This window comes from Pseudomonas sp. H1_A03, assembly GCF_054685145.1.
Map to the genome: position 1 here is coordinate 1,005,448 of NZ_CP162829.1, position 22,037 is coordinate 1,027,484.

Consider the following 22,037-nt stretch of genomic DNA (forward strand, 5'->3'; position numbering starts at 1 on the left):
CACTTAACAGAGACGCGTCACTGCCTGTGCATTAAGGTCGGCCGTTAATAACGTATTTAGATGTAACTCAATTCCAGAGTGGCGCGGCCGTCCAGTGTCGTATCGCGGGTCAGGTCCAGATCTTGCGTGCGGTTGATAACGGCTTTCACAGCCAGAGTGCCCGTAAGTTGGGTGATGGATGCGGGTTGCAGGCTGGAGCCGTTGCCCCACGAATATTGACTCGGCTTTTGCGCGACTTTGCCGTCACTGCGCTGCCAGGAACCTGTGGTACCAACACGCACGAGAGGGCTCAGGGCCCCGGTGGACGAGCGTAGATTCGTCAGAGTCACGGAGTAGCCACCCGTACGCTTGCCGTTGGCAAGGCCAAGCCCGAAGTTCTGCGCCTCGGTGAACCCGGAACCGAGAATCCCGGTCACCTTGCTGCCCGATTGCAGGTCAGTCAGCGCCAGGCCGAACTGGGCTGGCGTCTTGCCGCAACTGACGGACAAGGCGACAGGTTTCTCTGTTAGAGGATTGAAGTTAGTGGCGGACAGACTTCCGGAGGGAATTATTCCGTAATCCACGATGCCGCCACCGGCGAGGCTGAGGTTGCAAGCCAACGGCTTGATCGTCCCTCGTACAATCAGTTCAGCAGCCGTTGTTGCATGAGCGCCGATACTCGCGACCAGACACAGAGTACTGACTGTCAAACCAAGCATTTTTTTCATGTTTATCCTGTCATCTATAGTGGGCAGGTGCGTTTACGATGGGCGGGTATCCTTTACCCCTCTCTTCATCCTTTAACATATGACCACACATAAATAACACCACGGCGAAATTGCCGAGTGACAGTCTGTCGCTTTACCCCCCGAATAAAGAATGAGAGAACACGCCACTCTTCGTGGGAGGCGTAGATAGATAAAGTGGGCCAGAATTCATCGTCGAGTAAGCTTAAGTACAAAACCAACTAGTGAATATCCAACTCAGTGTAGGCAAAATCATAAACAGCCTGAAAACAACAAACGCTTAATTACGCCTACAAAAATGAAACATCATTCGCTGCGGGCCTAGAAAACCGCCCTACATTCCCCACAAGAATTCCTTACAGACAGTCAAAGGAAAATTACCGAAGCCGTACGCGTTGGCACCAAAGGTCGATCGTGGCACGATGGCTGGGTTATCGACCGAGACCCCCTAACCATGCCGCAATCCCAAGCCAAGAATCTGTCCCTGATCGCCGCCATCGACCTGGGCTCCAACAGCTTTCACATGGTCGTGGCCAAGGCCCAGAACGGCGAAATCCGCATCCTTGAGCGGCTCGGCGAAAAAGTGCAACTGGCTGCCGGAATCGACGATGAGCGCCAACTCAACGAAGAATCCATGCAGCGCGGGCTCGATTGCCTCAAGCGGTTTGCACAATTGATCAACGGCATGCCCCTGGGTGCCGTGCGAATCGTCGGCACCAACGCCCTGCGCGAAGCCCGCAACCGTGGCGAATTCATCCGCCGCGCCGAGGAGATCCTTGGGCATCCCGTTGAAGTCATCTCTGGCCGTGAAGAAGCGCGCCTGATCTACCTCGGCGTGTCCCACACCCTGGCCGATACGCCCGGCAAACGCCTGGTCGCCGACATCGGCGGTGGCAGTACCGAATTCATCATTGGCCAGCGCTTTGAACCGCTACTGCGCGAAAGCCTGCAGATGGGCTGCGTCAGCTACACCCAGCGTTATTTCAAGGATGGCAAGATCACCCCGGCGCGCTATGCCCAGGCCTACACGGCGGCGCGACTGGAGATCATGAGCATCGAGCACGCCCTGCACCGCCTGACCTGGGATGAGGCCATCGGTTCATCCGGCACCATCCGCGCCATCGGCCTGGCCCTGAAAGCCGGCGGCCACGGCACCGGCGAGGTCAACGCCGAAGGCCTGGCGTGGCTCAAGCGCAAACTGTTCAAGCTGGGGGACGCCGAGAAAATCGACTTCGACGGCATCAAGCCCGACCGTCGTACTATCTTCCCGGCCGGCCTGGCGATTCTCGAAGCGATCTTCGACGCCCTCGAGCTGCAACGCATGGACCACTGCGACGGTGCCCTGCGCGAAGGTGTGCTCTACGACCTGCTGGGCCGACACCACCACGAGGACGTGCGGGAGCGCACGCTCACCTCGTTGATGGAGCGTTACCACGTCGACCTGGAACAAGCCGCCCGTGTGGAGCGTAAAGCCCTGCACGCCTTCGACCAGGTGGCCGAGGACTGGGACCTGGAAGACGGCGTATGGCGCGAGCTGTTGGGCTGGGCTGCCAAGGTGCATGAAGTGGGGCTGGATATCGCCCACTACCATTACCACAAGCACGGCGCCTACCTGATCGAGCACTCGGACCTGGCCGGTTTCTCACGCGAAGACCAGCAAATGCTCGCCCTGCTGGTGCGTGGCCATCGCCGTAACATCCCCAAGGATAAATTTGCTGAGTTCGGCGACGAGGGCATCAAGCTGATTCGCCTGTGCGTGCTGCTGCGCTTTGCAATCCTGTTCCACCATATCCGTGGCACCCAGGAAATGCCCCAAGTGACCCTGCGCGCCGACGGCGACAGCCTGGACGTAGTGTTCCCGAAAGGTTGGCTGGATGAGAATCAGCTGACCCAGGCGGATTTCGCCCAGGAAGCGGAGTGGCTGACGCGGGTGGGGTTCAGCCTGAACCTGCGTTAACCCGGCCCAAAGAACACTGCAAAAGCAAATGTGGGAGCAACTGTCTTGATGGTTTTCATCAAGCCATTTTTTCCAGAGGCGGCAACGCTCCCACGGCTGTACTCCGTGTAACTGCTTTAGGAAATAGCTACTGCAGGATTTTAGGCGGCTTGCTCTTTCCATTCAGATCCATCACGGATCATTGCGTTTAGGCGTACCAGCAAAACACGCATACACGCGATGAGTGCCACTTTGGCGCATTTTCCTTTCTCGCGCAGCGCCTTATATCGCGCGGCGAACTCAGGCTGAAACCGGATCACTGACCAACAGGCCATATACAGTGAGCGCCTCGCGGCGAACCTGCCGCCGCTGATATGACGCTTGCCTTTGTGCTTGCCGCTATCGTCGTTGTAGGGCGCAGTGCCGCTCAATGCTGCAATCTGATGTCTACCCACCTCGCCTAGCTCCGGAAGATAGGACATCAAGCTGGCCGCTGTAACAAGTCCTATGCCTTTGACTGAGCACAGAAGGGCTACTTTTTTACGATCCAGACGTTCTGTACTTTGGCGGATCAGGCTTTCCAGCTCCTTCAGCACTTTTTGCAAATAGTCGATATGACTCTGCAGCGCAGGCTTGACCACGTCAGAGGAGGCCGTTTTAAGCCGCCGTTTGTCGTCATCTCTTTGCTGAACAAAGTGCTCTCGCTGTTGGACTAGGGCGCGTAAATCATCCTGCTCGGCGCTGGTAACCCGGCTATCGGGCGATTTGATGACCGCTGCGAACTGCGCAAGAAGGCGTGCATCTATCGGATCGGTTTTGGCTTGTTGCCCCATAGCCCGGGCAAAGCTTTTGGCTCGGCAAGGGTTGATCCGTATGACTTCAAAGCCCGCAGCTTGAAGCGCTTTCATGACTTTGCGCTCGTAACCGCCAGTGGCCTCCAGCAACACTCGACCCACGCGATGCAGGGTTAGCCATCCAATTAACCCAGGAAAATCACTCTGCGAATTGGAACAACTCATCGCTACATCCAGTTGATCAACCCGAATCTCGAGGCTACCGCTGGAGACATCAATACCTGCTGGATAGGAAAACATAGCCAAATCCTCTTACACTCAAGGTGAGAGCGCTCTGGCTTGGCCCACGCTTGTAACTGTTCGAGGTGGGCTCGTTCAACTGTTCGGGCTCAATGACCAGAGTGGAGAGGTGAGTGACAGCATGGGCTCCCACACGTGCTTTAAGCACTTCGGGCATTCAGCTTGTCACTCACCGCTCTCACCTTCAGTTTAAGCCTGGTTCAAGACACAAGCGGGCTTGCTCGCGAATGCGGAGTGTCAGTCACTAGATGTACTGACTGATCTACCGCATTCGCGAGCAAGCCCGCTCCCACATTTGGTTTGTGTCGGCTTCAGTTCACCGACAGGATCGGGCTACCCAACTTCTCCAGCAACGTCGCCTGCGCACTGCGCGGGTTCTGGTTGCCGGTCGGCGTGTTGCGAATATAGCGGCCGTCCGACTGCAGGCTCCAGCTGTGGGTGTTGTCGGTGAGGTAGCTTTCCAGCTCCTTCTTGACCCGCATGATCAGCTTCTTGCCTTCCACCGGGAAGCATGTTTCCACACGCTTATCGAGGTTGCGCTCCATCCAGTCGGCACTGGAGAGGAACATCTGTTCTTCGCCACCGTTGAGGAAGTAGAAGACCCGCGTGTGCTCCAGGAAGCGGCCGATGATCGAGCGCACGTGAATGTTGTGCGAAACCCCGACAATGCCAGGACGCAGGCAGCACATGCCGCGCACCACCAGATCGATGCGCACGCCTGACTGGCTGGCCTTGTACAGCGCGCGAATGATCTTCGGATCGGTCAGCGAGTTGAACTTGGCAATGATGTGCGCCGGTTTGCCGTCGAGGGCGAACTGGGTTTCGCGGGCAATCATGTCGAGCATGCCCTTCTTGAGGGTGAACGGCGCGTGCAGCAGCTTCTTCATGCGCAAGGTCTTGCCCATGCCGATCAACTGGCTGAACAACTTGCCGACGTCTTCACACAAGGCATCGTCGGACGTCAGCAGGCTGTAGTCGGTGTAGAGCTTGGCGTTACCGGCGTGGTAGTTACCAGTGCCCAAGTGTGCGTAGCGCACGATCTCACCGGCTTCGCGGCGCAGGATCAGCATCATCTTGGCGTGGGTCTTGAAGCCGACCACACCGTAGATCACCACCGCGCCGGCTGCTTGCAGGCGACTGGCCAATTGCAGGTTGGACTCTTCGTCGAACCGCGCACGCAACTCGATCACCGCCGTGACTTCCTTGCCGTTACGCGCGGCGTCGACCAGGGCGTCGACGATTTCCGAGTTGGCGCCGGAACGGTACAGGGTCTGGCGCACGGCCAACACGTGTGGGTCTTTGGCGGCTTGTCGCAGCAGGTCGACCACTGGCGTGAAGGACTCGAACGGATGCAGCAGCAGGATGTCCTGCTTGCTCACCACGCTGAAGATATTCTCGCTGTTTTGCAGCAATTTCGGGATCTGCGGCGTGAACGGGGTGTATTGCAGTTCCGGATGGCTGTCCAGGCCGGTGATGCTGAACAGGCGTGTCAAGTTCACCGGGCCATTGACCTGGTACAACTCGGATTCGGCCAGGTTGAACTGCTTCAGCAAGTAGTCCGACAGGTGTTTAGGGCAGGTGTCGGCCACTTCCAGGCGCACCGCATCGCCGTAGCGCCGCGAGAACAGCTCGCCGCGCAGGGCACGGGCCAAGTCTTCGACGTCTTCGGAGTCCAGCGCCAGGTCGGCGTTACGGGTCAGGCGGAATTGGTAGCAGCCCTTCACCTTCATGCCCTGGAACAGGTCATCGGCGTGCGCATGGATCATCGACGACAGGAATACATAATTATCGCCAGCGCCCCCCACCTCCTCCGGTACCTTAATGATCCGTGGCAACAGACGCGGTGCCGGGATGATCGCAAGGCCTGAGTCACGACCGAAGGCGTCGATACCTTCCAGCTCGACAATAAAGTTGAGGCTCTTGTTCACCAGCAACGGGAACGGGTGCGTCGGGTCGAGTCCGATCGGGGTGATGATCGGCGAAATCTCGTCACGGAAATAACGGCGCACCCAGGTTTTGATCTTGGTAGTCCAGTGACGGCGACGGATGAAGCGGACCTGATGTTTTTCCAGTTCCGGCAATAGAATGTCGTTGAGGATCGCATATTGGCGGTCCACATGGCCGTGTACCAGTTCGCTGATCCGCGCCAGTGCCTGATGCGGCTGCAGGCCATCGGCGCCGGCTTGTTCGCGGGCGAACGTGATCTGCTTCTTGAGGCCGGCGACGCGGATCTCGAAGAACTCGTCCAGGTTGCTGGAGAAGATCAACAGGAACTTCAGCCGCTCCAGCAACGGATAGGACTCATCCAGCGCCTGTTCCAGCACGCGGATGTTGAATTGCAGTTGTGACAGCTCGCGGTGGATGTACAGGCTGCTGTCATCCAGGTTGGTCACAGCGACCACCGGGACCGGCGCGGGCGGCTCAGCCACCACGACAGGCACGGCGGGCTCGTGCTCCGGCGGCGTTTCGGTGACTTGTTCAACCACCGGGTGAGCGTCTTTTACGGCAACTTCTGTGAGTCCTTCGGTATTCATCGAGTGTTCCTGTGAGGGCTATTGTTGCTCTCTAAGCAATTGGGCGGCGCGGGCGGCGAAGTAGGTCAGAATGCCATCAGCCCCGGCGCGTTTAAAGGCTGTAAGGGATTCAAGGATCACCCCTTCACTCAGCCATCCATTCTGTATTGCTGCCATGTGCATGGCGTATTCGCCACTGACCTGATACACAAAGGTCGGCACCTTGAATTCTTCTTTGACCCGATAAAGGATGTCCAAGTAGGGCATCCCCGGCTTGACCATCACCATGTCAGCGCCTTCGGCCAAGTCGGCCGCCACTTCGTGCAGGGCTTCATGGCTGTTGGCCGGGTCCATCTGGTACGAAGCCTTGTTGGCCTTGCCCAGGTTAAGCGCCGAGCCCACCGCATCGCGGAACGGGCCGTAATAGGCGCTGGCGTACTTGGCCGAATAGGCCATGATCCGCACGTTGACGTGGCCAGCCAGCTCCAGGGATTCGCGGATCGCCTGGATGCGGCCGTCCATCATGTCCGACGGTGCAACCACCTGGGCACCGGCTGCTGCGTGGGACAGGGCTTGCTTGACCAGGGCATCCACGGTGACGTCATTTTCAACATAGCCGTCCCGGTCAAGAATGCCATCCTGGCCGTGGGTGGTGAACGGGTCCAACGCCACGTCAGTGATCACCCCCAGCTCCGGGAAACGCTCGCGCAGCGCACGCGTGGCACGCTGCGCGATCCCTTCCGGGTTCCAGGCTTCGGCAGCGTCCAGGGACTTGAGTTCAGGAGGCGTGACCGGGAACAGCGCCAGCGCGGGAATCCCCAACTCAACCCAGCCCGCGGCTTCTTCAAGCAGCAGATCAATGCTCAGGCGTTCCACACCTGGCATCGAAGCCACCGCTTCCCGACGATTTTCACCGTCCAGCACAAACACCGGCAGGATCAGATCGTCGGTCGTCAGTACATTTTCACGCACCAGACGACGAGAAAAATCATCACGACGATTGCGACGCAGACGAGTGGCGGGAAACAGGCGATTGGCAGGGGTAAAGCTCACGACAGACTCCTGAGCCCGGGTTCACGGGCGAGCGTTGCAGTTATAAGCGGCCATTATGACGAAGGTATGACAGTTGTGCTTAACGATGCGACCTGTAGTCGCATTCGCGATTTACGTAGGAATTGTTCACTTCGTGACACATCTCGATACTTTCATGAATCTTCGTGAAGGCGTAGGCTGCGCGTTCATTTCGCCAGCACCCAGACCATGCTTCAACAATTTCTGCATGACTTCGGCTACTTTGCCCTCTTCCTAGGCACCTTCTTTGAAGGCGAGACCATTCTTGTTCTCGCAGGCTTCCTGGCGTTCCGTGGGTACATGGATATCAACCTGGTGGTGGTGGTTGCCTTTTTCGGTAGCTACGCCGGCGACCAGCTTTGGTATTACATGGGCCGCAAGCACGGCCGCAAGCTGTTGGCGCGCAAGCCGCGCTGGCAATTGATGGGCGACAAAGCCCTGGAGCATATCCGCAAGCACCCGGATATCTGGGTATTGAGCTTTCGCTTCGTCTACGGGCTGCGCACGGTCATGCCAGTGGCGATTGGTCTTTCCGGCTACCCACCGCTGCGCTACCTCATCCTCAACGGTATTGGTGCCGCGATCTGGGCGGCCGCGTTGGGCGCAGCGGCTTACCATTTCGGCGCCGTGCTGGAAGGCATGCTCGGTAGCGTGAAGAAATATGAGTTATGGGTATTGGGCGCGTTGCTGCTGCTGGGCTTTGGCCTCTGGCTGCGCCGCCGCTTCAAGAACGCCCGTATCGCTCGTCAGGCCTGTGCCGATGAAAAGGCCCGGCTTGCCGCCGAGCCTGCACGGGTTGAAGCGCCTAAGACACCAGTCGAGTAAACCGGCTGCTGCAGCAGTAGAGGCCAATCACGCTGAGCAGGCTGTAACTGAGCAGGCCCAGCCAGCCCAGGTTGCTGGCCGGCCACAGACCGACCAAAGGCGCCAGCCATACCAGCGGCACATTCAGCACCAGCCGTGAAAGCTCGGCCTTGAACGCCCATGGGCGGTTCTCCAAAGCCACACCCAATGTAAACAGCCCCAACGCCATGGCACTCCAACCCAGGATCAGCGCCGCCGTGGGCAAGCCTTCGCCGAAATTCATCAAATAGCTACCAAAGCTCACATACGCCGCGAACTGCAGGGCGATGTAGACCTGTTGGCGCACATCCAGCGCTACCTCGAACTTACGGAACAGGCTCAAGTCATGTTTCGCCAGCGGGTACTTAGCCTTCACGTCCGCCGGGCGCCAGCCGGTGCGCATGAACCAGATGCGCAGCTTGTCCCACCAGCGCTCTGTGCGCCGCGCATCACTCCACAGCTGTGCATAAAACTGCAGGTTAGCCCACAGCGGGTTCCAGCTGGACAACGGCGTGGTCACGCCGAAAATAACCGGCTCGTTGTCGTCTTCTTCCTGGAAGGAGCCGAACAGGCGGTCCCAAATAATGAACACCCCGCCGTAGTTGCGATCCATGTAGAGAGCGTTCTGTGCATGGTGGGCCCGATGATTGGATGGCGTGACGAAAAACCATTCGAACCAGCCGAGTTTGGGCACATGCCGGGTGTGCACCCAGAATTGATACAGCAAGTTAAGGGACGCCACGCTGATAAACACCACCAACGGCACGCCGAGTACGGCCAGCGGCAGGTAGAAGATCCAGCTCAGCAGGAAACCGGTGCTGGTCTGGCGCAGGGCAGTGCTGAGGTTGTAGTCCTCGCTCTGGTGATGCACCGAGTGCGCGGCCCACAAGATGTTGCGTTCGTGCCCCATGCGATGCAGCCAGTAGTAGCAGAAGTCGTAGAACACAAAGGCGAACACCCAGGTCCAGACGCTGTGGGCCGACAGCTCGATCACCGCGAGGTGCTTGAGGGCGAACGCATAGGTCAACAGCCCCACGCCCTTGGTCAGCAGCCCCGTGGTGGTAGACAGCACACCGGTGCTGAGGCTGTTGATGGCGTCCGCCACCCGGTAGTTACGCTGGCCGCGCCAATGATCAGCGAGCAGCTCCACCACAATCAGGGCGATGAAAAACGGTACCGCGTAAGGCACGAAGTCCATGGTCTGGTCCGGTCTATTTTTGTTACATCAGATTAGGTGCAGCGGCGCGAGATCCCATTGGCAACAGATGACAAATTAGTAGACATTTAACGCCAAGAACCCAGGAGAAATGCCCATGAGCAAAAAGATAGCAGTGATCCTTTCCGGCTGTGGCGTGTACGACGGCGCAGAGATCCAAGAAAGCGTGATCACGCTGCTGCGCCTGGACCAGCGCGGCGCTCAGGTCCAATGCTTTGCCCCGGACATCGCGCAACTGCACGTGATCAACCACCTCACCGGCGAAACGATGCCCGAGTCACGCAATGTGCTGGTGGAGTCGGCGCGGATCGCCCGGGGGGACGTGAAAGACATCCGCGAAGCCAATGCCGAAGACTTCGATGCGCTGATCGTGCCCGGCGGGTTTGGTGCGGCGAAGAACCTGTCGAACTTTGCCGTGGAAGGCGCCGGCTGCAGCGTCAACCCGCAGGTTCTGGAGCTGGCCGAGGCCTTTGCCGAATCGGGCAAGCCCGTGGGGCTGATCTGCATCTCCCCGGCCCTGGCGGCGAAAATCTACGGTCCTGGCGTGACCTGCACCATTGGCAACTGTGCCGACACCGCCGCCGCGCTGGACAAGATGGGCGCCACCCACCAGGAGTGCGCGGTGGAAGATATCGTCGAAGACCAGGCGCGCAAGCTGGTGAGCACCCCGGCCTATATGCTCGGCAAGAACATCAGCGAGGTCGCTTCGGGGATCAACAAGCTGGTGGATCGGGTGCTGGAGTTGACCCACGAAAACGACTGACCCGCTTGCCAAACACTTAATGTAGTGAGCGGGCTTGCCCCGCGCTGGGTGGCGAAGCCGCCCCAAACCAGACGACCTGGTTTTATCTGGAACTCTGCGGTGTCTTTATTGGGGCTGCTACGCAGCCCAGCGCGGGCGGTGCGACGATTCGACAAGCCCGCTCACTACACAGGTCAGGCTTGGCGCATCAACCGGGTGAGGATTCGGTCCAGGGCATTGGCAAACGCCTGCTTGTCCTTCTCGCCATGGGGCGGTGGACCGCCGCCCATCTGGCCCTGCTCGCGCAGATCGGTGAACAGGTTGCGCACTGCCAGGCGCTCACTCATGTTGGCCGGGCTGAACTCCTTGCCTCGTGGATCGAGGGCCGTGACCCCCTTTTTCACCAAGCGGTCAGCCAGCGGCACATCGCTGCAGATCACCAGTTCACCGGGCTCTGCGTGCTCTACCAGGTAGTCATCCGCCGCATCCGGGCCACTGGGCACCACAATTAGCTTCACACAGGCAAAGCTCGGCTTGATCTGGCTCTGACCGGCCACCAGCACCACTTCGAACTGGCGCTTGAGGGCGAACTTCACCACTTGGTCCTTGGCCGCCCGAGGGCAGGCGTCGGCATCGATCCACACGCGCATGTTATGCCGCCACCCGGCGCTTCTCCGCGATTCGACTGCGGCCATACAGCACCACAATCGCCAGGATCGCTACTGCCTGCGCACTCAGCGAGTAGGCATCGGCGTGAATCCCCAGCCAATCAAAGTCAAAGAATGCCACCGGCCGCGTGCCGAAGATCCCGGCTTCCTGCAACGCCTTCACGCCGTGCCCCGCAAACACCACCGACAGTGCACACAACAGCGCCGCGTTGATTCCGAAGAACAACGCCAACGGCAGCTTCGCCGAACCCCGCAGGATCACCCACGCCAGGCCCACCAGCAGCACCAGCGCCGTGGCGCCACCCGCCAGCACTGCGTTGTGCCCGGCCGGGCCGGCTTGCAGCCACAGGGTTTCGTAGAACAGGATCACCTCGAACAGCTCGCGGTACACCGAGAAGAACGCCAGCATCGCAAAGCCAAAACGCCCGCCACCGCCCACCAGGCTGCTCTTGATGTAATCCTGCCAAGCCGCAGCGTGGCGACGGTCATGCATCCACACGCCGAGCCACAGCACCATCACGCTGGCGAACAGCGCCGTGCAGCCCTCAAGCAATTCGCGCTGGGCGCCGCTCACGTCAATCACGTACGCGGCCAACGCCCAGGTCGCCAAACCCGCCAACAGCGCCAAGCCCCAACCTACGTTGACGCTGCGCACCGCCGACTGCTGGCCGGTGTTACGCAGGAACGCGAGGATCGCGGCCAGCACCAGGATCGCTTCCAGGCCTTCACGCAACAGGATCAACAAACCGGAGATGTAGCTCAATGACCAGCTCAGGCCGTCGCTGCCCAGCAAGCCGGCGGACTCGGTGAGTTTGCCCTTGGCCACGTCCAGACGCTGTTGCACCTGCTCGACCGGCAAACCGTCCTGCAACGACTGCCGGTAGGCCATCAGCGCCTTCTCGGTGTCTTTGCGCACGTTGGCGTCGACGTTGTCCAGGGAGCTTTCTACCAGTTCAAAGCCCTCCAGGTACGCGGCTACCGAGAGATCGTAGGCCTGTTCGTGATCACCGCTGCGGAACGCGGCCAGGCTCTTGTCCAGGGTCGTAGCGGTGTATTCAAGCAGTTGCGCCGGGCCACGCTTGACCTGCGGCGGTTGCGCACGCTGGGCGCGGAACGTCGCGGCGGCAGCCGGGCCATTGGCGGCCAGCACTTCATTGGGGGTCTGGCGAGCAAGGTCAGCGAGATTGAACGGCTGCTCGCTTTTGGCGGCGGCCGGGTCGGCGGTGAAGCCGGCGATGTAAGTGGCCAGGTCCCAGCGTTGGCGATCGTCCAGTTGGTCGGCAAAAGACGGCATGTCAGTGCCTTCCACACCCAGGCCCAGCGTGTTGTAGATCGCGTAGAGACTCAGGCGATCCAGGCGCACGGCGTCCCGCAGATTAGCGGGCGGCGGCGTCATGCCAACACTGGCCGGCCCATCACCGGCGCCCGCTGTGCCGTGGCAGACCGAGCAGTGTTGGGCGTAAAGCGGCGCGCCGCGGGTTGGGTCAGGCGTGATCGCCGGTGCCTGGCTGACTTCATAGGCCACCGCCAGTTGAGCCCCCAATTGCCGGGCCTGGCGGGCGACTGTCGGGCCGTCCTGATGAGCGGTTACAGCCGCTAACAGTTCATCAACACCTTTGACCAACGCCACGCGTTCCGGGCGCTGTGGCAACTCTGCCACTAGGCCCTGCAACACCCCGAGAAACTCCAGCTGTTCGCGGTATTCGGGTTCATCGATAACCTTGCCCGCCTCCACCGTCGGAGGATAGTCAGCACCAATGTAGTCCAGCAAATGCAGGGCTTGTGGGGCGCCCTCGGCAGTCGCGGCCAACAGGTTGAAGCTGCACGACATCAACGCCGGCACTATCAGCCAGGCGAGAAAACGGAAGGGGGCAGTCATGAACGAATCTCAAATGGAAATACGAAGTAACACATTGTTAGGGCTTTACGAGTTTGACTCAAGGCGTAAGTGATTTGTCGTTTGTGGGGGCGGAGCGTTTTAGATGCGGGATGGTGGCACTCCAGCCGATTTCACCGGATCAAATAGCCATTGTTTTGCCAGTAATGGTGCCTATAATGCCGCGCCCTGTTAGTGCGAAAGGGAATTTTGTTCCTCGTTTTTATGAGGAATTACCACATCGGTTGATACTTTCAGGGAAGAAGTTTGCATGGCATTTCGCGCCTTACCTTCGCTCGCGCTTGCGGCGGTCACCTTGCTGTCCGGCTGTTCGATGTTCCGCAACTACGACACCGAACTGCAAGCCACCAACCAGCAATTGGCCACCGGCAATGTCGACGCCGCGCTGACCCTGCTGGAAAAGAACAACACCGGCGACGACAAAGACCTGCTCTATTTCTTCGAAAAGGGCGAGTTGCTGCGGGCCAAGGGCGACATGACCGGCAGCCAGACCGCCTGGCGCAGCGCCGACCTGCAAGTCGCCAAGTGGGAGGATTCGGTCAAGTTCGACAGCGCCAGGTATCTCGCCCAGTTCGGCAGTTTCGTTGCCAACGACAAAGTGCGGCGCTACGAAGGCTATGACTACGAAAAGGTCATGCTGACCACGCAGATGGCCCTGAACCTCCTGGCCCTGAACGACTTCGACGGCGCGCGCACCGAAATCAAGAAGACCCATGAACGCGAAGCGGTGATCGCCGACCTGCGGGACAAGGAATACCTCAAGCGCGAGAACGAAGCCCAGCGTGAGGGCGTGACCACCCAGATGAAAGACTTGCGCGGCTACCCGGTGGAAGCCCTGGATGCGCCGGAAGTGGTCGGTCTGAAAAACAGCTACCAGAGTGCGTTCAGTCATTACCTGGCCGGTTTCGTCTACGAAGCCTTGGGCGAAAAAGACCTGGCAGCCCCCGGTTACCGCAAGGCCGCCGAGTTGCGCCCCAATACACCGTTGCTGGAACAGGCGCTGTTGAACCTGGATAAACCCAAGGTCGGCGCCAATGAAACCGACGTGCTGATCGTGGTCCAGAGTGGCCTGGCACCGGCTCGCGATTCGATTCGCCTGCCGCTGCCGATTCCGATCAATGGCAACCTGGTGATCACACCGCTGTCGTTCCCGGTGATCAAGGCGGATACGTCCACCGCGACCTTCGCCCAGATCGGCGTCGACGGCCAGCAACAGAACCTCACCATACTCAACAGCACTACGGCCATGTCCCGCCGCGCACTGCGTGATGACATGCCTGGGATTATCCTGCGCACCACCGTGCGTGCGGTCACCCGTGGCGTGGCGCAAAACAACCTGAACAAGACCAACCCGATGGCGGGCCTGGTGCTGGGTATCGCCTCAGCCGTCACCGAAGGCGCCGACACCCGCACCTGGCGCACCCTGCCGGACATGACCCAGGTGACCCGCCTGCGCCTCAAGCACGGCGAACACCAGGTCAGCCTGCCCAATGCCCTGGGCGGCACGCTGGTAACGGTCAAGGCTGATCAGCGCTATCAAGTGATCACCCTGCGCGTGGTTGGTAACCAAGTGTTCGCGGGCGGCCTGGCCGCCCATGTGGTGCCGAGCACGGCCACCCAGGCCATCGCCCTCAAACAACCTTAAGGAGCACGCTATGCGTCATTTCATCCCTGGCGCCCTGGCGCTGGTCCTGCTTGCCGGTTGCGCCACCCCGCCGCCGCCGGAGCCCGGCAGCGCCGCGAGCAAAATCGTAGTGATGGGCAAGTTCAAGGGCATCGCGGTCGGTGCCATTCGTGTTGCCCGCGAGAACGGCTTTCTCACCGCCAAGGTGCAGTTGAGCAACATCACCAGCAGCAACCAGATGATGTATTACCGCTTTGCCTGGCTGGGCGCCGATGGCTTCCCGGTGGGCGATGAAGAAACCTGGAAGGTGCTGAACCTGTACGCCAACCAGGCGACCTTTCTGCCGGCCATCGCCAACCTGCCCCAGGCGGCGGACTTCCGCCTTGAAGTGAAAACGCCTTGAGCCGTTCACCCTTTTTGCTACTGAGAGATTTCCCCATGTTTGCACGCTTCTCGATCCTCGCCGTAGTTGCCGTATTGGCCAGCGGTTGCTCTAACACTTCGCCGGTACTGGGCGGTAAAAACATCAGCTACGGCGATACCAAGGCCGTAGAACTGGTGACCAACGAGTTCGGCTCCACCGACCTGCAGATGATCGCCGAAAGCATGACCCGCTCCCTGGCCCAGTCCGGCATCCTGCAAGGCCGCCCGGTGGTGCAGGTGTACGACGTGAAGAATAAGACCAGCGAGTACATCGATACCCGCGAGATCACCACGTCGATCAAGACCCAGTTGATGAAGACCGGCACCGCGCGCTTTGCCAGCGACAACACCGACATGCAAAGCCAGGTTGACCAGCTCAAGCTGCAGAACCAGAGCGGCCTGTACAAGAAGTCCACCGTCAGCAAGACCGGCAACATGGTCGCCGCCAAGTACCGCCTGGAAGGCTCCATCAGCTCCATCGTCAAGCGCAGCTCAGACTACAAGGACGTGTTCTACAAGTTCAGCCTGCAACTGATCGACGTCGAGAGCGGCCTGGCCGAATGGATGGACGAAAAAGAAATCCGCAAGACCACGGAGCGCTAAGCAATGCGTGCATGGATCGGCATGATCGGCCTGCTGTGCGCCTTCGGCGCCTCGGCCGCCCCGAAGATCGCGGTGACCGACCTGGCCTACGAGGCGCGGGTCGAGGAATACATTCACCAGGTGTCGGCGAGCAATAACTTCCAGGCCAGCGCTTACCACGCCAGCGGCGCATCGAATTACAGCGAGTACGAAAGCCGTACCAGCTACATCGAACAGACCGAGCTGCGTAAATTCAGCGGTGACATCAAGGGCGAGATCCTCAAGTCCCACCAGTTCCAGCTGGTGCAGGGCACGCCCTACACCGCCGATGCCAAGGGTGACGTCTACGATGTGATCAAGCGCATCAAGGCCGGCCACTTCAAGGGGGCTGACTATGTGCTGTTCGGCACGCTGTCAGACATCGACTTCACCCAGGACATCAACGCCCTGGACCACACCAACAGCTACTCGGCGGTATTGGGCCTGACGCTGGTGGCGGACTTCAGCCTGATCAACACCCGCACCTACGAGATCACCTCGGCATTTACCGCCATGGGTGAAGGCCAGGACACCAAGCTGGTGAGCAGCCGCGATGTGCGTGTGAGCCTGAATCGGCCGCGGGTAGTGAAAGAAGTGTCGAAAGCGCTGGGGGAAGATGTGGCGCGGCAGTTGGCGGAGCAATTGGGTGGCGGGTATCAAGAGCCTGGCCAGCCGGTGTTGCGTAACAACCTGCCGAGGGATGAAGCGCCGAAGATCCTGCGCTGAAACCCGATTTCACAAGCAACACAAAACCAATGTGGGAGCTGGCTTGTCGGGTCGCCGCACCGCTGCGATGCGAGCACCTCGGTGTAACTGATACACCGAGGTGATGCTATCGCAGCGGTGCGGCGACCCGACAAGCCAGCTCCCACATTTTTGATCTGGTTTCTTCAGTTCAAGCCGTTGCGCGATGCAGACTGGCCAGAAAGCCCGCCGCCCCCACAAACAACCCGGCAAACGTACGGTTCATACGCTTCTGCTGCTTAGGCGTGCGCAACAAACGCAACACTTTCGACGCCAGCCCCGTATACCCCGCCATCACCACCATATCGACGCAAATCATCGTCGCACCCAGGATCAGGTACTGGATCAGCAACGGCGCTTGTGGGTTCACAAACTGCGGCAGCACCGCCAGCATGAACACCAGGGCCTTAGGGTTGCTGGCATTGACCAGAAAGCCTCGGAACATCATCGCCATCGGTTTGCCGATCGGGCGCACGGCCGCGTCGTCGGTCATGTCCATGGGCAACGCGCGCCATTGCTTGATGGCCAGGTACACCAGGTACGCCACGCCAAACCATTTGATCACATAGAAGGCCGTGGACGACGTCGCCAGAATGGCACCCAGGCCGCAAGCAACGACGGCAATCTGCATCGCCAGGCCCAGTTGCAGGCCAATGGCGTTCCAGTAACCGCGCAGGAAACCGTATTGCAGGCCGCTGGACATCGAGGCGATGGCGCCAGCGCCAGGGGAAAGGGAGATGATCCAACTGGCCAGGAAAAAGGCCAGCCACGTGTCGAGTGCCATTACACACCTCAGGGGGAGTTAGCTGTTGTGCCTTAAGCTAACTCCGCCGACCAACGGATGGCTATAGATTTTTACAAGATGTGAACGCTAGCGGTCGCCCGGAAACACGTGGGTACCCGGCCAACGGCGCACCGAGCGCTGGAAGAACAGGCTGTTAGGCACTTGCACCATCGCGCTGTCGGTGCCGGCTTCCGCCACTTCAACCAGTGTGGTGTAGAGCAGATTGATCGCCACGACCCGGCCCTTCACGCCCGGTTTGTCGACGGTATCCACCAGCTCGACAATATCACCCAGGCGAAACGGCCCGACGGTGAAGATCAGAATGGCGCACAGCAGGTTGGACAGCACCGACCACATGGCAAAGAACGCCACGGCGGCGACCGCGACAAACCCGGAAAGCGCCGTCCACAATACGGTGGCAGAGACACCCAGGCGGCCCAGCACAAAGATCAGCGCACTGCCCATGATCAACCAGCGCAAACCACCGCGCAGCGGCATCAGCAGTTGCGGGGGGAACGGGTAGCGCTCACCCAGGCGAGTCAGGCCTTTGGCCACAAAACGCTGGGCCAGGTAGCCGGCCAGCAGGATCAGCAGGATTTGCACGCCGATCCATACGGGCTCGACCCATTGCGCCGGTAACGGCAGATGCAACGCTTCCATCAGGACAGCGCCTCCAGCTCCGCTTGCAGGGTTTCCAGCAGCTCGAGAGCTTCCATCCAGGTTTCCTCCAACTGCCCTTCGCGCACCTTGAGTTTGGCCTGTTCAGCCAGCAGGTCACGCAACTCGTCCTTGCGGGCGGCCTCGTAAACGGCGCTGTCGCCCAGGCTGGTTTCGATCTTGGCCAGACGCTCGTGCACCTTGCCCAGCTCGGCTTCCAGCTTGTCGGCTTCACGCTTGTGCGGCGCCAACTGCTGACGCAGTGCAGCGGCGGCCTGACGCTGGGCTTTCTTGTCGGTCTTGTCCGGGTTGACGGGCGTATTGCTGACCGGCGCGTTGCGCAGGCGGTAATCCGTCAGCCAGCGCGCGTAATCATCCAGGTCGCCGTCAAACTCTTCGACTTTGCCATCGGCCACCAGCAGGAAGTTGTCGGTGGTGCTCTTGAGCAAGTGACGATCGTGAGACACCACCAGTACCGCACCGCTGAACTCCTGCAGGGCCATGGTCAGCGCCAGGCGCATTTCCAGGTCCAGGTGGTTGGTCGGTTCGTCGAGCAGCAGCAGGTTCGGACGATCCCAGGCGATCAACGCCAGGGCCAGTCGGGCTTTTTCGCCGCCGGAAAAATTCAGCACCGGCTCGTCGATGCGCGCACCCCGGAAGTCGAAACCACCCAGGAAGTCGCGCAGGGTCTGTTCGCGCTCGGTCGGCGCCAGACGCTGCAAGTGCAGCAACGGGCTGGCTTTGGAGTCCAGGGAATCCAGCTGATGCTGGGCGAAGTAGCCCACCACCGTGTTCTCGCCACGGGTCAAGCGACCGGCCAGGGGCTCAAGCTCACCCGAGAGGTTCTTGATCAGCGTCGACTTGCCCGCACCGTTAGGGCCTAGCAAACCGATGCGCGCACCTGGCGTGAGCTGCAGCTTCACTTTTTCCAGGATGGTTTTGTCGCCATAACCCAGGCGAGCATCTGAAAGATCCAGCAACGGGCTGGATATCTTCACCGACTCGCGGAACACAAAGTCGAACGGCGAATCGACATGGGCCGCCGACAGCTCTTCCATGCGCTCCAGGGCCTTGATCCGGCTCTGGGCCTGGCGGGCCTTGGTGGCCTGGGCCTTGAACCGGGCGATGTAGCTTTCCATGTGCGCACGCTGCGCCTGCTGCTTCTCGAACGCCTGTTGTTGCTGGGCTAGGCGTTCGGCGCGGGCGCGCTCGAATGCGGTATAGCCGCCACGGTACAGGGTGATTTTCTTCTGTTCGACGTGGGCGATGTTGTCGACCACGGCGTCGAGGAAATCGCGGTCGTGGGAAATCAGCAGCAACGTGCCCTGGTAATTCTTGAGGAAGTCTTCCAGCCACAAGATCGCATCAAGGTCCAAGTGGTTGGTCGGTTCATCGAGCAGCAACAGGTCCGAGGGGCACATCAGCGCCTGGGCCAGGTTCAGGCGCATGCGCCAGCCACCGGAGAAGTCAGCGACCGGGCGGTCCATCTGTTCGTTGGTGAAACCAAGGCCGGCGAGCATTTTGCGGGCGCGGGCGTCGGCGGTGTAGCCGTCGGCACTGTCGAGTTCCGAGTGCAGGCGCGCCTGGGCGGCGCCGTCCTGGGCTTTCTCGGCCTCGGCGAGGTCGTGTTGCACCTGGCGCAGGCGCAGGTCGCCATCGAGCACGTAGTCGATCGCGATGCGGTCCAGGGTGTCGATCTCCTGGCGCATGTGGGCGATGCGCCAGTCGGCCGGCAGCAAGCAGTCCCCGGAATCCGGGGTCAGCTCGCCCAGCAACAGGGCGAACAACGTGGATTTGCCGGCGCCATTGGCACCGATCAAGCCGGCTTTGTGACCGGCGTGCAGGGTCAGCTCGGCGTCTTCGAGAAGACGTTGCGGGCCACGCTGTAATGTTAGGCTTTGAAGTCGGATCATAATGGCGGCGGAGTCTACCAGCTTCGTTGCCCGCTGGCTTGGGTGTGAATATGTGCGCTGACCTATGGAGCTTTGCCCTCTCGACTTACGCCCGCCCGGGCGTCGAAGCTGCTTGCCTGCGTTTACAGGAGCAAGGGGCGGATGTGTGCCTATTGCTCTGTGGCGCGTGGCTGGAACAGCGCGCTGTGGCCGTGACGGCCGAACGCATCCAGGCGCTGAAACAGATCGCCGAACCTTGGCAGGCGCACGTGATTGAGCCGTTACGACGGGTGCGCATGCAATGGCGTGCGATGGCGCAGCAGGACGAGGATTTGGCGGGGTTACGTGAACGGGTCAAAGCCCTGGAGCTGGAGGCCGAACGACAATTGCTCGCGCGCCTGGAAACGCTGGCGCGAATGTGGCCGACGGATGAGGCGATGGGTCATCAACAGTGGCTGGAAGGACTGGCGGCCGAGGATGCCGCCAACCTTGACCACGACGCGCTGCAGCAGCTGCGCGTCGTGGTCACCAGCACTTAGGAAGCGCTGGTTGGGGTGGTGCTTGGCGCTACCGGGGCAGGCGTGTTGGTGGCCGGTGCAGTTGGAGCGCTCGACGCTGCCGGGGCAGCAGCAGATGTTGCTGGCTTGGCCGGTGCTGGTTTTGCGGCAGCTGGTTTGGCAACGGCTGGCTTGGCAGCAGGTTTGGCAGTTGGCTTAGCGGCTGGTTTTGCAGCAGCAGGTTTGGCGGCTGGCTTCGCGGCTGGTTTTGCAGCAGCGGTTTTAGCAGCTGGCTTCGCGGCCGGTTTTGCAGCAGCCGTTTTAGCAGCTGGCTTGGCGGCTGGTTTTGCAGCAGCGGTTTTGGCAACTGGCTTGGCGGCTGGTTTTGCAGCAGCGGTTTTGGCAACTGGCTTGGCGGCTGGTTTTGCAGCAGCGGTTTTAGCAGCTGGCTTCGCGGCCGGCTTTGCAGCAGCGGTTTTAGCAACTGGCTTCGCGGCTGGCTTTGCAGCAGCGGTTTTAGCAGCTGGCTTCGCGGCTGGCTTTGCAGCAGCAGTTTTAGCAGCTGGCTTCGCGGCTGGCTTTGCAGCAGCAGTTTTAGCAGCTGGCTTCGCGGCTGGCTTTGCAGCAGCGGTTTTAGCAGCTGGCTTCGCGGCTGGCTTTGCAGCAGCAGTTTTAGCAGCTGGCTTGGCGGCCGGTTTAGCAGCAGCGGTTTTGGCAGCTGGCTTCGCGGCTGCTTTAGCAGGTGCCTTGGCGGCAGCAGCTTTGCTTGCAGGCTTCTTCGCCGCGCTTACTGCAACAGCTTTTGCAGGCGTACGGGCGCCCAACGCCTTAGCTACAGCTTCCTTCACACGACCAACGCCCTGGGCCAGTTTCAGGCTTTCCTGGGCATCTTTTTTGAGTTGGGAAATGTAGGTGCGGGTTTCAGCTTGGCGATCCTTGAGGGCGTCGAGCAGGTCCTCAAGTTCTTTGACAGCGTCTTTGGCTTTGGCTTGAGCCTTGGCCTTGCCGGCAGTGGCGGCATCTTGCAGTTTGGTGCGGGATTTGTGCAGCTTTTCTTGCGCTTTACCGCGTTGTTTTTCCAGCTTGGCGAGCAGTTTTTCTGCATCGGCCAAGGCTTGGGAACAAGCGCTTTCCAGATGCTCGAGCAAACTGCCCGAGAGTTGTTGGAGTAAATGCAACGGGGTATTAACAGGCTTCTGTTTGGCCGACATGGTTTACCTCCTGGCTGACTTGGGTGCGGCTCATACTAGCCCTCTGCTCTTACCGCCGCTAGGGCATGTTGACAGTATCGTTTGACTTGCGTTGCACCGTACGAAAATTCTTATCGTTATAACGAAAGTACGCGGCACTTTTTACCCTCTCACACTGGCATAATCCGTCGCACTTTCGGCGGGAGACCACCCATGTCGCGTTACCTTTTTCTTGTGCTTGGCCTGGCGATTTCGGTGGCCAATGCGAGCGAGCAATCACCGTCCAAAACCACTGACAAAAATCAGCATGACCTCGCCTACAGCCTGGGCGCAAGCCTCGGTGAACGCCTGCGCCGGGAGGTCCCTGACCTGCAGATCCAGGCGTTGATCGACGGCCTAAAGCAAGCCTATCAAGGCAAGCCGCTGGCGCTGGACAACGCACGTATCGAACAGATTCTTGCCCAGCACGAAGCACAAAATGCAGCCGAAGCACAGGGACCTCAAAGCGAAAAAGCCCTGGCGGCCGAACAACAATTTTTGAGCAAAGAAAAAGCCGTAAAAGGCGTGCGCGAATTGGCGGATGGAATCCTGCTCACCGAACTCACTCCCGGCACGGGTGGAAAGCCCAAGGCCAGCGACCAGATTGAAGTGAAATACATGGGGCGATTACCCGATGGGACAGTGTTCGACCAGAGCACGCAACCTCAATGGTTTCGTCTGGACAGTGTGATCAGCGGCTGGAGCAGCGCGTTGCAACAAATGCCCGTGGGTGCAGAAATGGCGATTGGTGATTCCATCGGCCCAGGCTTATGGCGCCGACGGTGCCGGCGAGTTGATCCCGCCTTATACACCGCTGGTATTCGAGATCGAGTTGCTCGGTACCCGTCCTTGACCCCATAA

General features: G+C 60.0%; 19 protein-coding genes and 1 pseudogene. 9 read left to right on the forward strand and 11 right to left on the reverse strand.

The window, feature by feature from the left end:
* Positions 1-56 precede the first annotated feature (56 nt).
* On the reverse strand, positions 57-707 hold the full coding sequence (locus AB4O35_RS04780; protein WP_065874455.1) for a DUF1120 domain-containing protein: 651 nt from the start codon (positions 705-707) through the stop codon (positions 57-59).
* Positions 708-1,179: 472 nt separating this feature from the next.
* On the opposite strand from AB4O35_RS04780, the gene ppx reads away from it, so the two are divergent.
* On the forward strand, positions 1,180-2,682 hold the full coding sequence (ppx, locus tag AB4O35_RS04785; protein WP_028618414.1) for an exopolyphosphatase: 1,503 nt from the start codon (positions 1,180-1,182) through the stop codon (positions 2,680-2,682).
* A 140-nt stretch (positions 2,683-2,822) separates the two neighbouring features.
* Here ppx and AB4O35_RS04790 read toward each other — a convergent pair whose 3' ends face one another.
* From AB4O35_RS04790 to hemB, 3 genes are all read right to left on the reverse strand, one after another.
* Positions 2,823-3,755 carry an IS110 family transposase gene (locus AB4O35_RS04790; RefSeq protein ID WP_065889165.1) on the reverse strand — a complete coding sequence of 311 codons (933 nt, stop codon included), beginning with the start codon at positions 3,753-3,755 and terminating at the stop codon, positions 2,823-2,825.
* Positions 3,756-4,066: 311 nt separating this feature from the next.
* Positions 4,067-6,289, reverse strand: a complete 2,223-nt coding sequence (gene ppk1, locus AB4O35_RS04795) for a polyphosphate kinase 1 (protein WP_065875421.1) — start codon at positions 6,287-6,289, stop codon at positions 4,067-4,069.
* 18 nt (positions 6,290-6,307) lie between these two features.
* On the reverse strand, positions 6,308-7,321 hold the full coding sequence (gene hemB / locus AB4O35_RS04800) for a porphobilinogen synthase (RefSeq protein WP_065875422.1): 1,014 nt from the start codon (positions 7,319-7,321) through the stop codon (positions 6,308-6,310).
* Positions 7,322-7,528: 207 nt separating this feature from the next.
* Here hemB and AB4O35_RS04805 point away from each other — a divergent pair, with 207 nt between their 5' ends.
* A complete protein-coding gene (locus AB4O35_RS04805; protein ID WP_065875423.1) occupies positions 7,529-8,164 on the forward strand; it encodes a DedA family protein in 636 nt (211 codons plus the stop codon).
* Here the strand turns inward: AB4O35_RS04805 and AB4O35_RS04810 are convergent.
* Positions 8,145-9,380, reverse strand: coding sequence for a sterol desaturase family protein (locus tag AB4O35_RS04810; protein ID WP_065875424.1), 1,236 nt, complete (start codon positions 9,378-9,380; stop codon positions 8,145-8,147). The two genes, AB4O35_RS04805 and AB4O35_RS04810, sit on opposite strands and share 20 nt — an antisense overlap.
* A gap of 115 nt (positions 9,381-9,495) precedes the next feature.
* On the opposite strand from AB4O35_RS04810, the gene elbB reads away from it, so the two are divergent.
* Entirely contained in the window at positions 9,496-10,161 is a 666-nt protein-coding gene (gene elbB, locus AB4O35_RS04815; protein ID WP_065875425.1) for an isoprenoid biosynthesis glyoxalase ElbB, read from the forward strand.
* A gap of 173 nt (positions 10,162-10,334) precedes the next feature.
* Here the strand turns inward: elbB and AB4O35_RS04820 are convergent, their stop codons facing one another.
* Both AB4O35_RS04820 and AB4O35_RS04825 read right to left on the reverse strand, forming a co-directional pair.
* Entirely contained in the window at positions 10,335-10,790 is a 456-nt protein-coding gene (locus tag AB4O35_RS04820; RefSeq protein WP_065875426.1) for a YaiI/YqxD family protein, read from the reverse strand.
* Between the two features lies 1 nt (position 10,791).
* On the reverse strand, positions 10,792-12,687 hold the full coding sequence (locus AB4O35_RS04825; protein WP_065875427.1) for an FTR1 family protein: 1,896 nt from the start codon (positions 12,685-12,687) through the stop codon (positions 10,792-10,794).
* A 268-nt stretch (positions 12,688-12,955) separates the two neighbouring features.
* Between AB4O35_RS04825 and AB4O35_RS04830 the strand changes: the two genes are divergently transcribed.
* From AB4O35_RS04830 to AB4O35_RS04845, 4 genes are read left to right on the forward strand one after another with little or no spacing between them, the layout of a single operon-like run.
* Positions 12,956-14,350, forward strand: a complete 1,395-nt coding sequence (locus tag AB4O35_RS04830; protein WP_065880237.1) for a COG3014 family protein — start codon at positions 12,956-12,958, stop codon at positions 14,348-14,350.
* A gap of 10 nt (positions 14,351-14,360) precedes the next feature.
* Positions 14,361-14,732, forward strand: coding sequence for a YcfL family protein (locus AB4O35_RS04835; RefSeq protein ID WP_065875429.1), 372 nt, complete (start codon positions 14,361-14,363; stop codon positions 14,730-14,732).
* 35 nt (positions 14,733-14,767) lie between these two features.
* Positions 14,768-15,355 carry a penicillin-binding protein activator LpoB gene (gene lpoB, locus AB4O35_RS04840; RefSeq protein WP_049710984.1) on the forward strand — a complete coding sequence of 196 codons (588 nt, stop codon included), beginning with the start codon at positions 14,768-14,770 and terminating at the stop codon, positions 15,353-15,355.
* A gap of 3 nt (positions 15,356-15,358) precedes the next feature.
* A complete protein-coding gene (locus AB4O35_RS04845) occupies positions 15,359-16,099 on the forward strand; it encodes a penicillin-binding protein activator LpoB (protein WP_065880238.1) in 741 nt (246 codons plus the stop codon).
* 169 nt (positions 16,100-16,268) lie between these two features.
* Here the strand turns inward: AB4O35_RS04845 and AB4O35_RS04850 are convergent, their stop codons facing one another.
* The 3 genes from AB4O35_RS04850 to AB4O35_RS04860 form a co-directional block, all read right to left on the reverse strand.
* The gene (locus AB4O35_RS04850; RefSeq protein WP_015886481.1) at positions 16,269-16,901 is read right to left on the reverse strand and encodes a LysE family transporter; all 633 of its coding nucleotides are present in this window, start codon (positions 16,899-16,901) and stop codon (positions 16,269-16,271) included.
* A gap of 87 nt (positions 16,902-16,988) precedes the next feature.
* Entirely contained in the window at positions 16,989-17,561 is a 573-nt protein-coding gene (locus AB4O35_RS04855) for a mechanosensitive ion channel family protein (protein ID WP_065875431.1), read from the reverse strand.
* A complete protein-coding gene (locus tag AB4O35_RS04860; RefSeq protein ID WP_065875432.1) occupies positions 17,561-19,471 on the reverse strand; it encodes an ATP-binding cassette domain-containing protein in 1,911 nt (636 codons plus the stop codon). The genes AB4O35_RS04855 and AB4O35_RS04860 overlap by 1 nt, the downstream gene beginning before the upstream one ends.
* Before the next feature lie 50 nt (positions 19,472-19,521).
* Between AB4O35_RS04860 and AB4O35_RS04865 the strand changes: the two genes are divergently transcribed.
* Positions 19,522-19,989 (forward strand): TIGR02444 family protein, encoded by a 468-nt coding sequence (locus AB4O35_RS04865; protein ID WP_065875433.1) that lies wholly within the window; start codon positions 19,522-19,524, stop codon positions 19,987-19,989.
* On the opposite strand, the gene AB4O35_RS04870 is transcribed toward AB4O35_RS04865, so the two are convergent.
* Positions 19,986-21,158 carry an AlgP family protein gene (locus AB4O35_RS04870; RefSeq protein ID WP_083207148.1) on the reverse strand — a complete coding sequence of 391 codons (1,173 nt, stop codon included), beginning with the start codon at positions 21,156-21,158 and terminating at the stop codon, positions 19,986-19,988. The two genes, AB4O35_RS04865 and AB4O35_RS04870, sit on opposite strands and share 4 nt — an antisense overlap.
* A gap of 192 nt (positions 21,159-21,350) precedes the next feature.
* On the opposite strand from AB4O35_RS04870, the pseudogene AB4O35_RS04875 reads away from it, so the two are divergent.
* Positions 21,351-22,029, forward strand: a pseudogene (locus tag AB4O35_RS04875) (FKBP-type peptidyl-prolyl cis-trans isomerase).
* Positions 22,030-22,037: the final 8 nt, after the last annotated feature.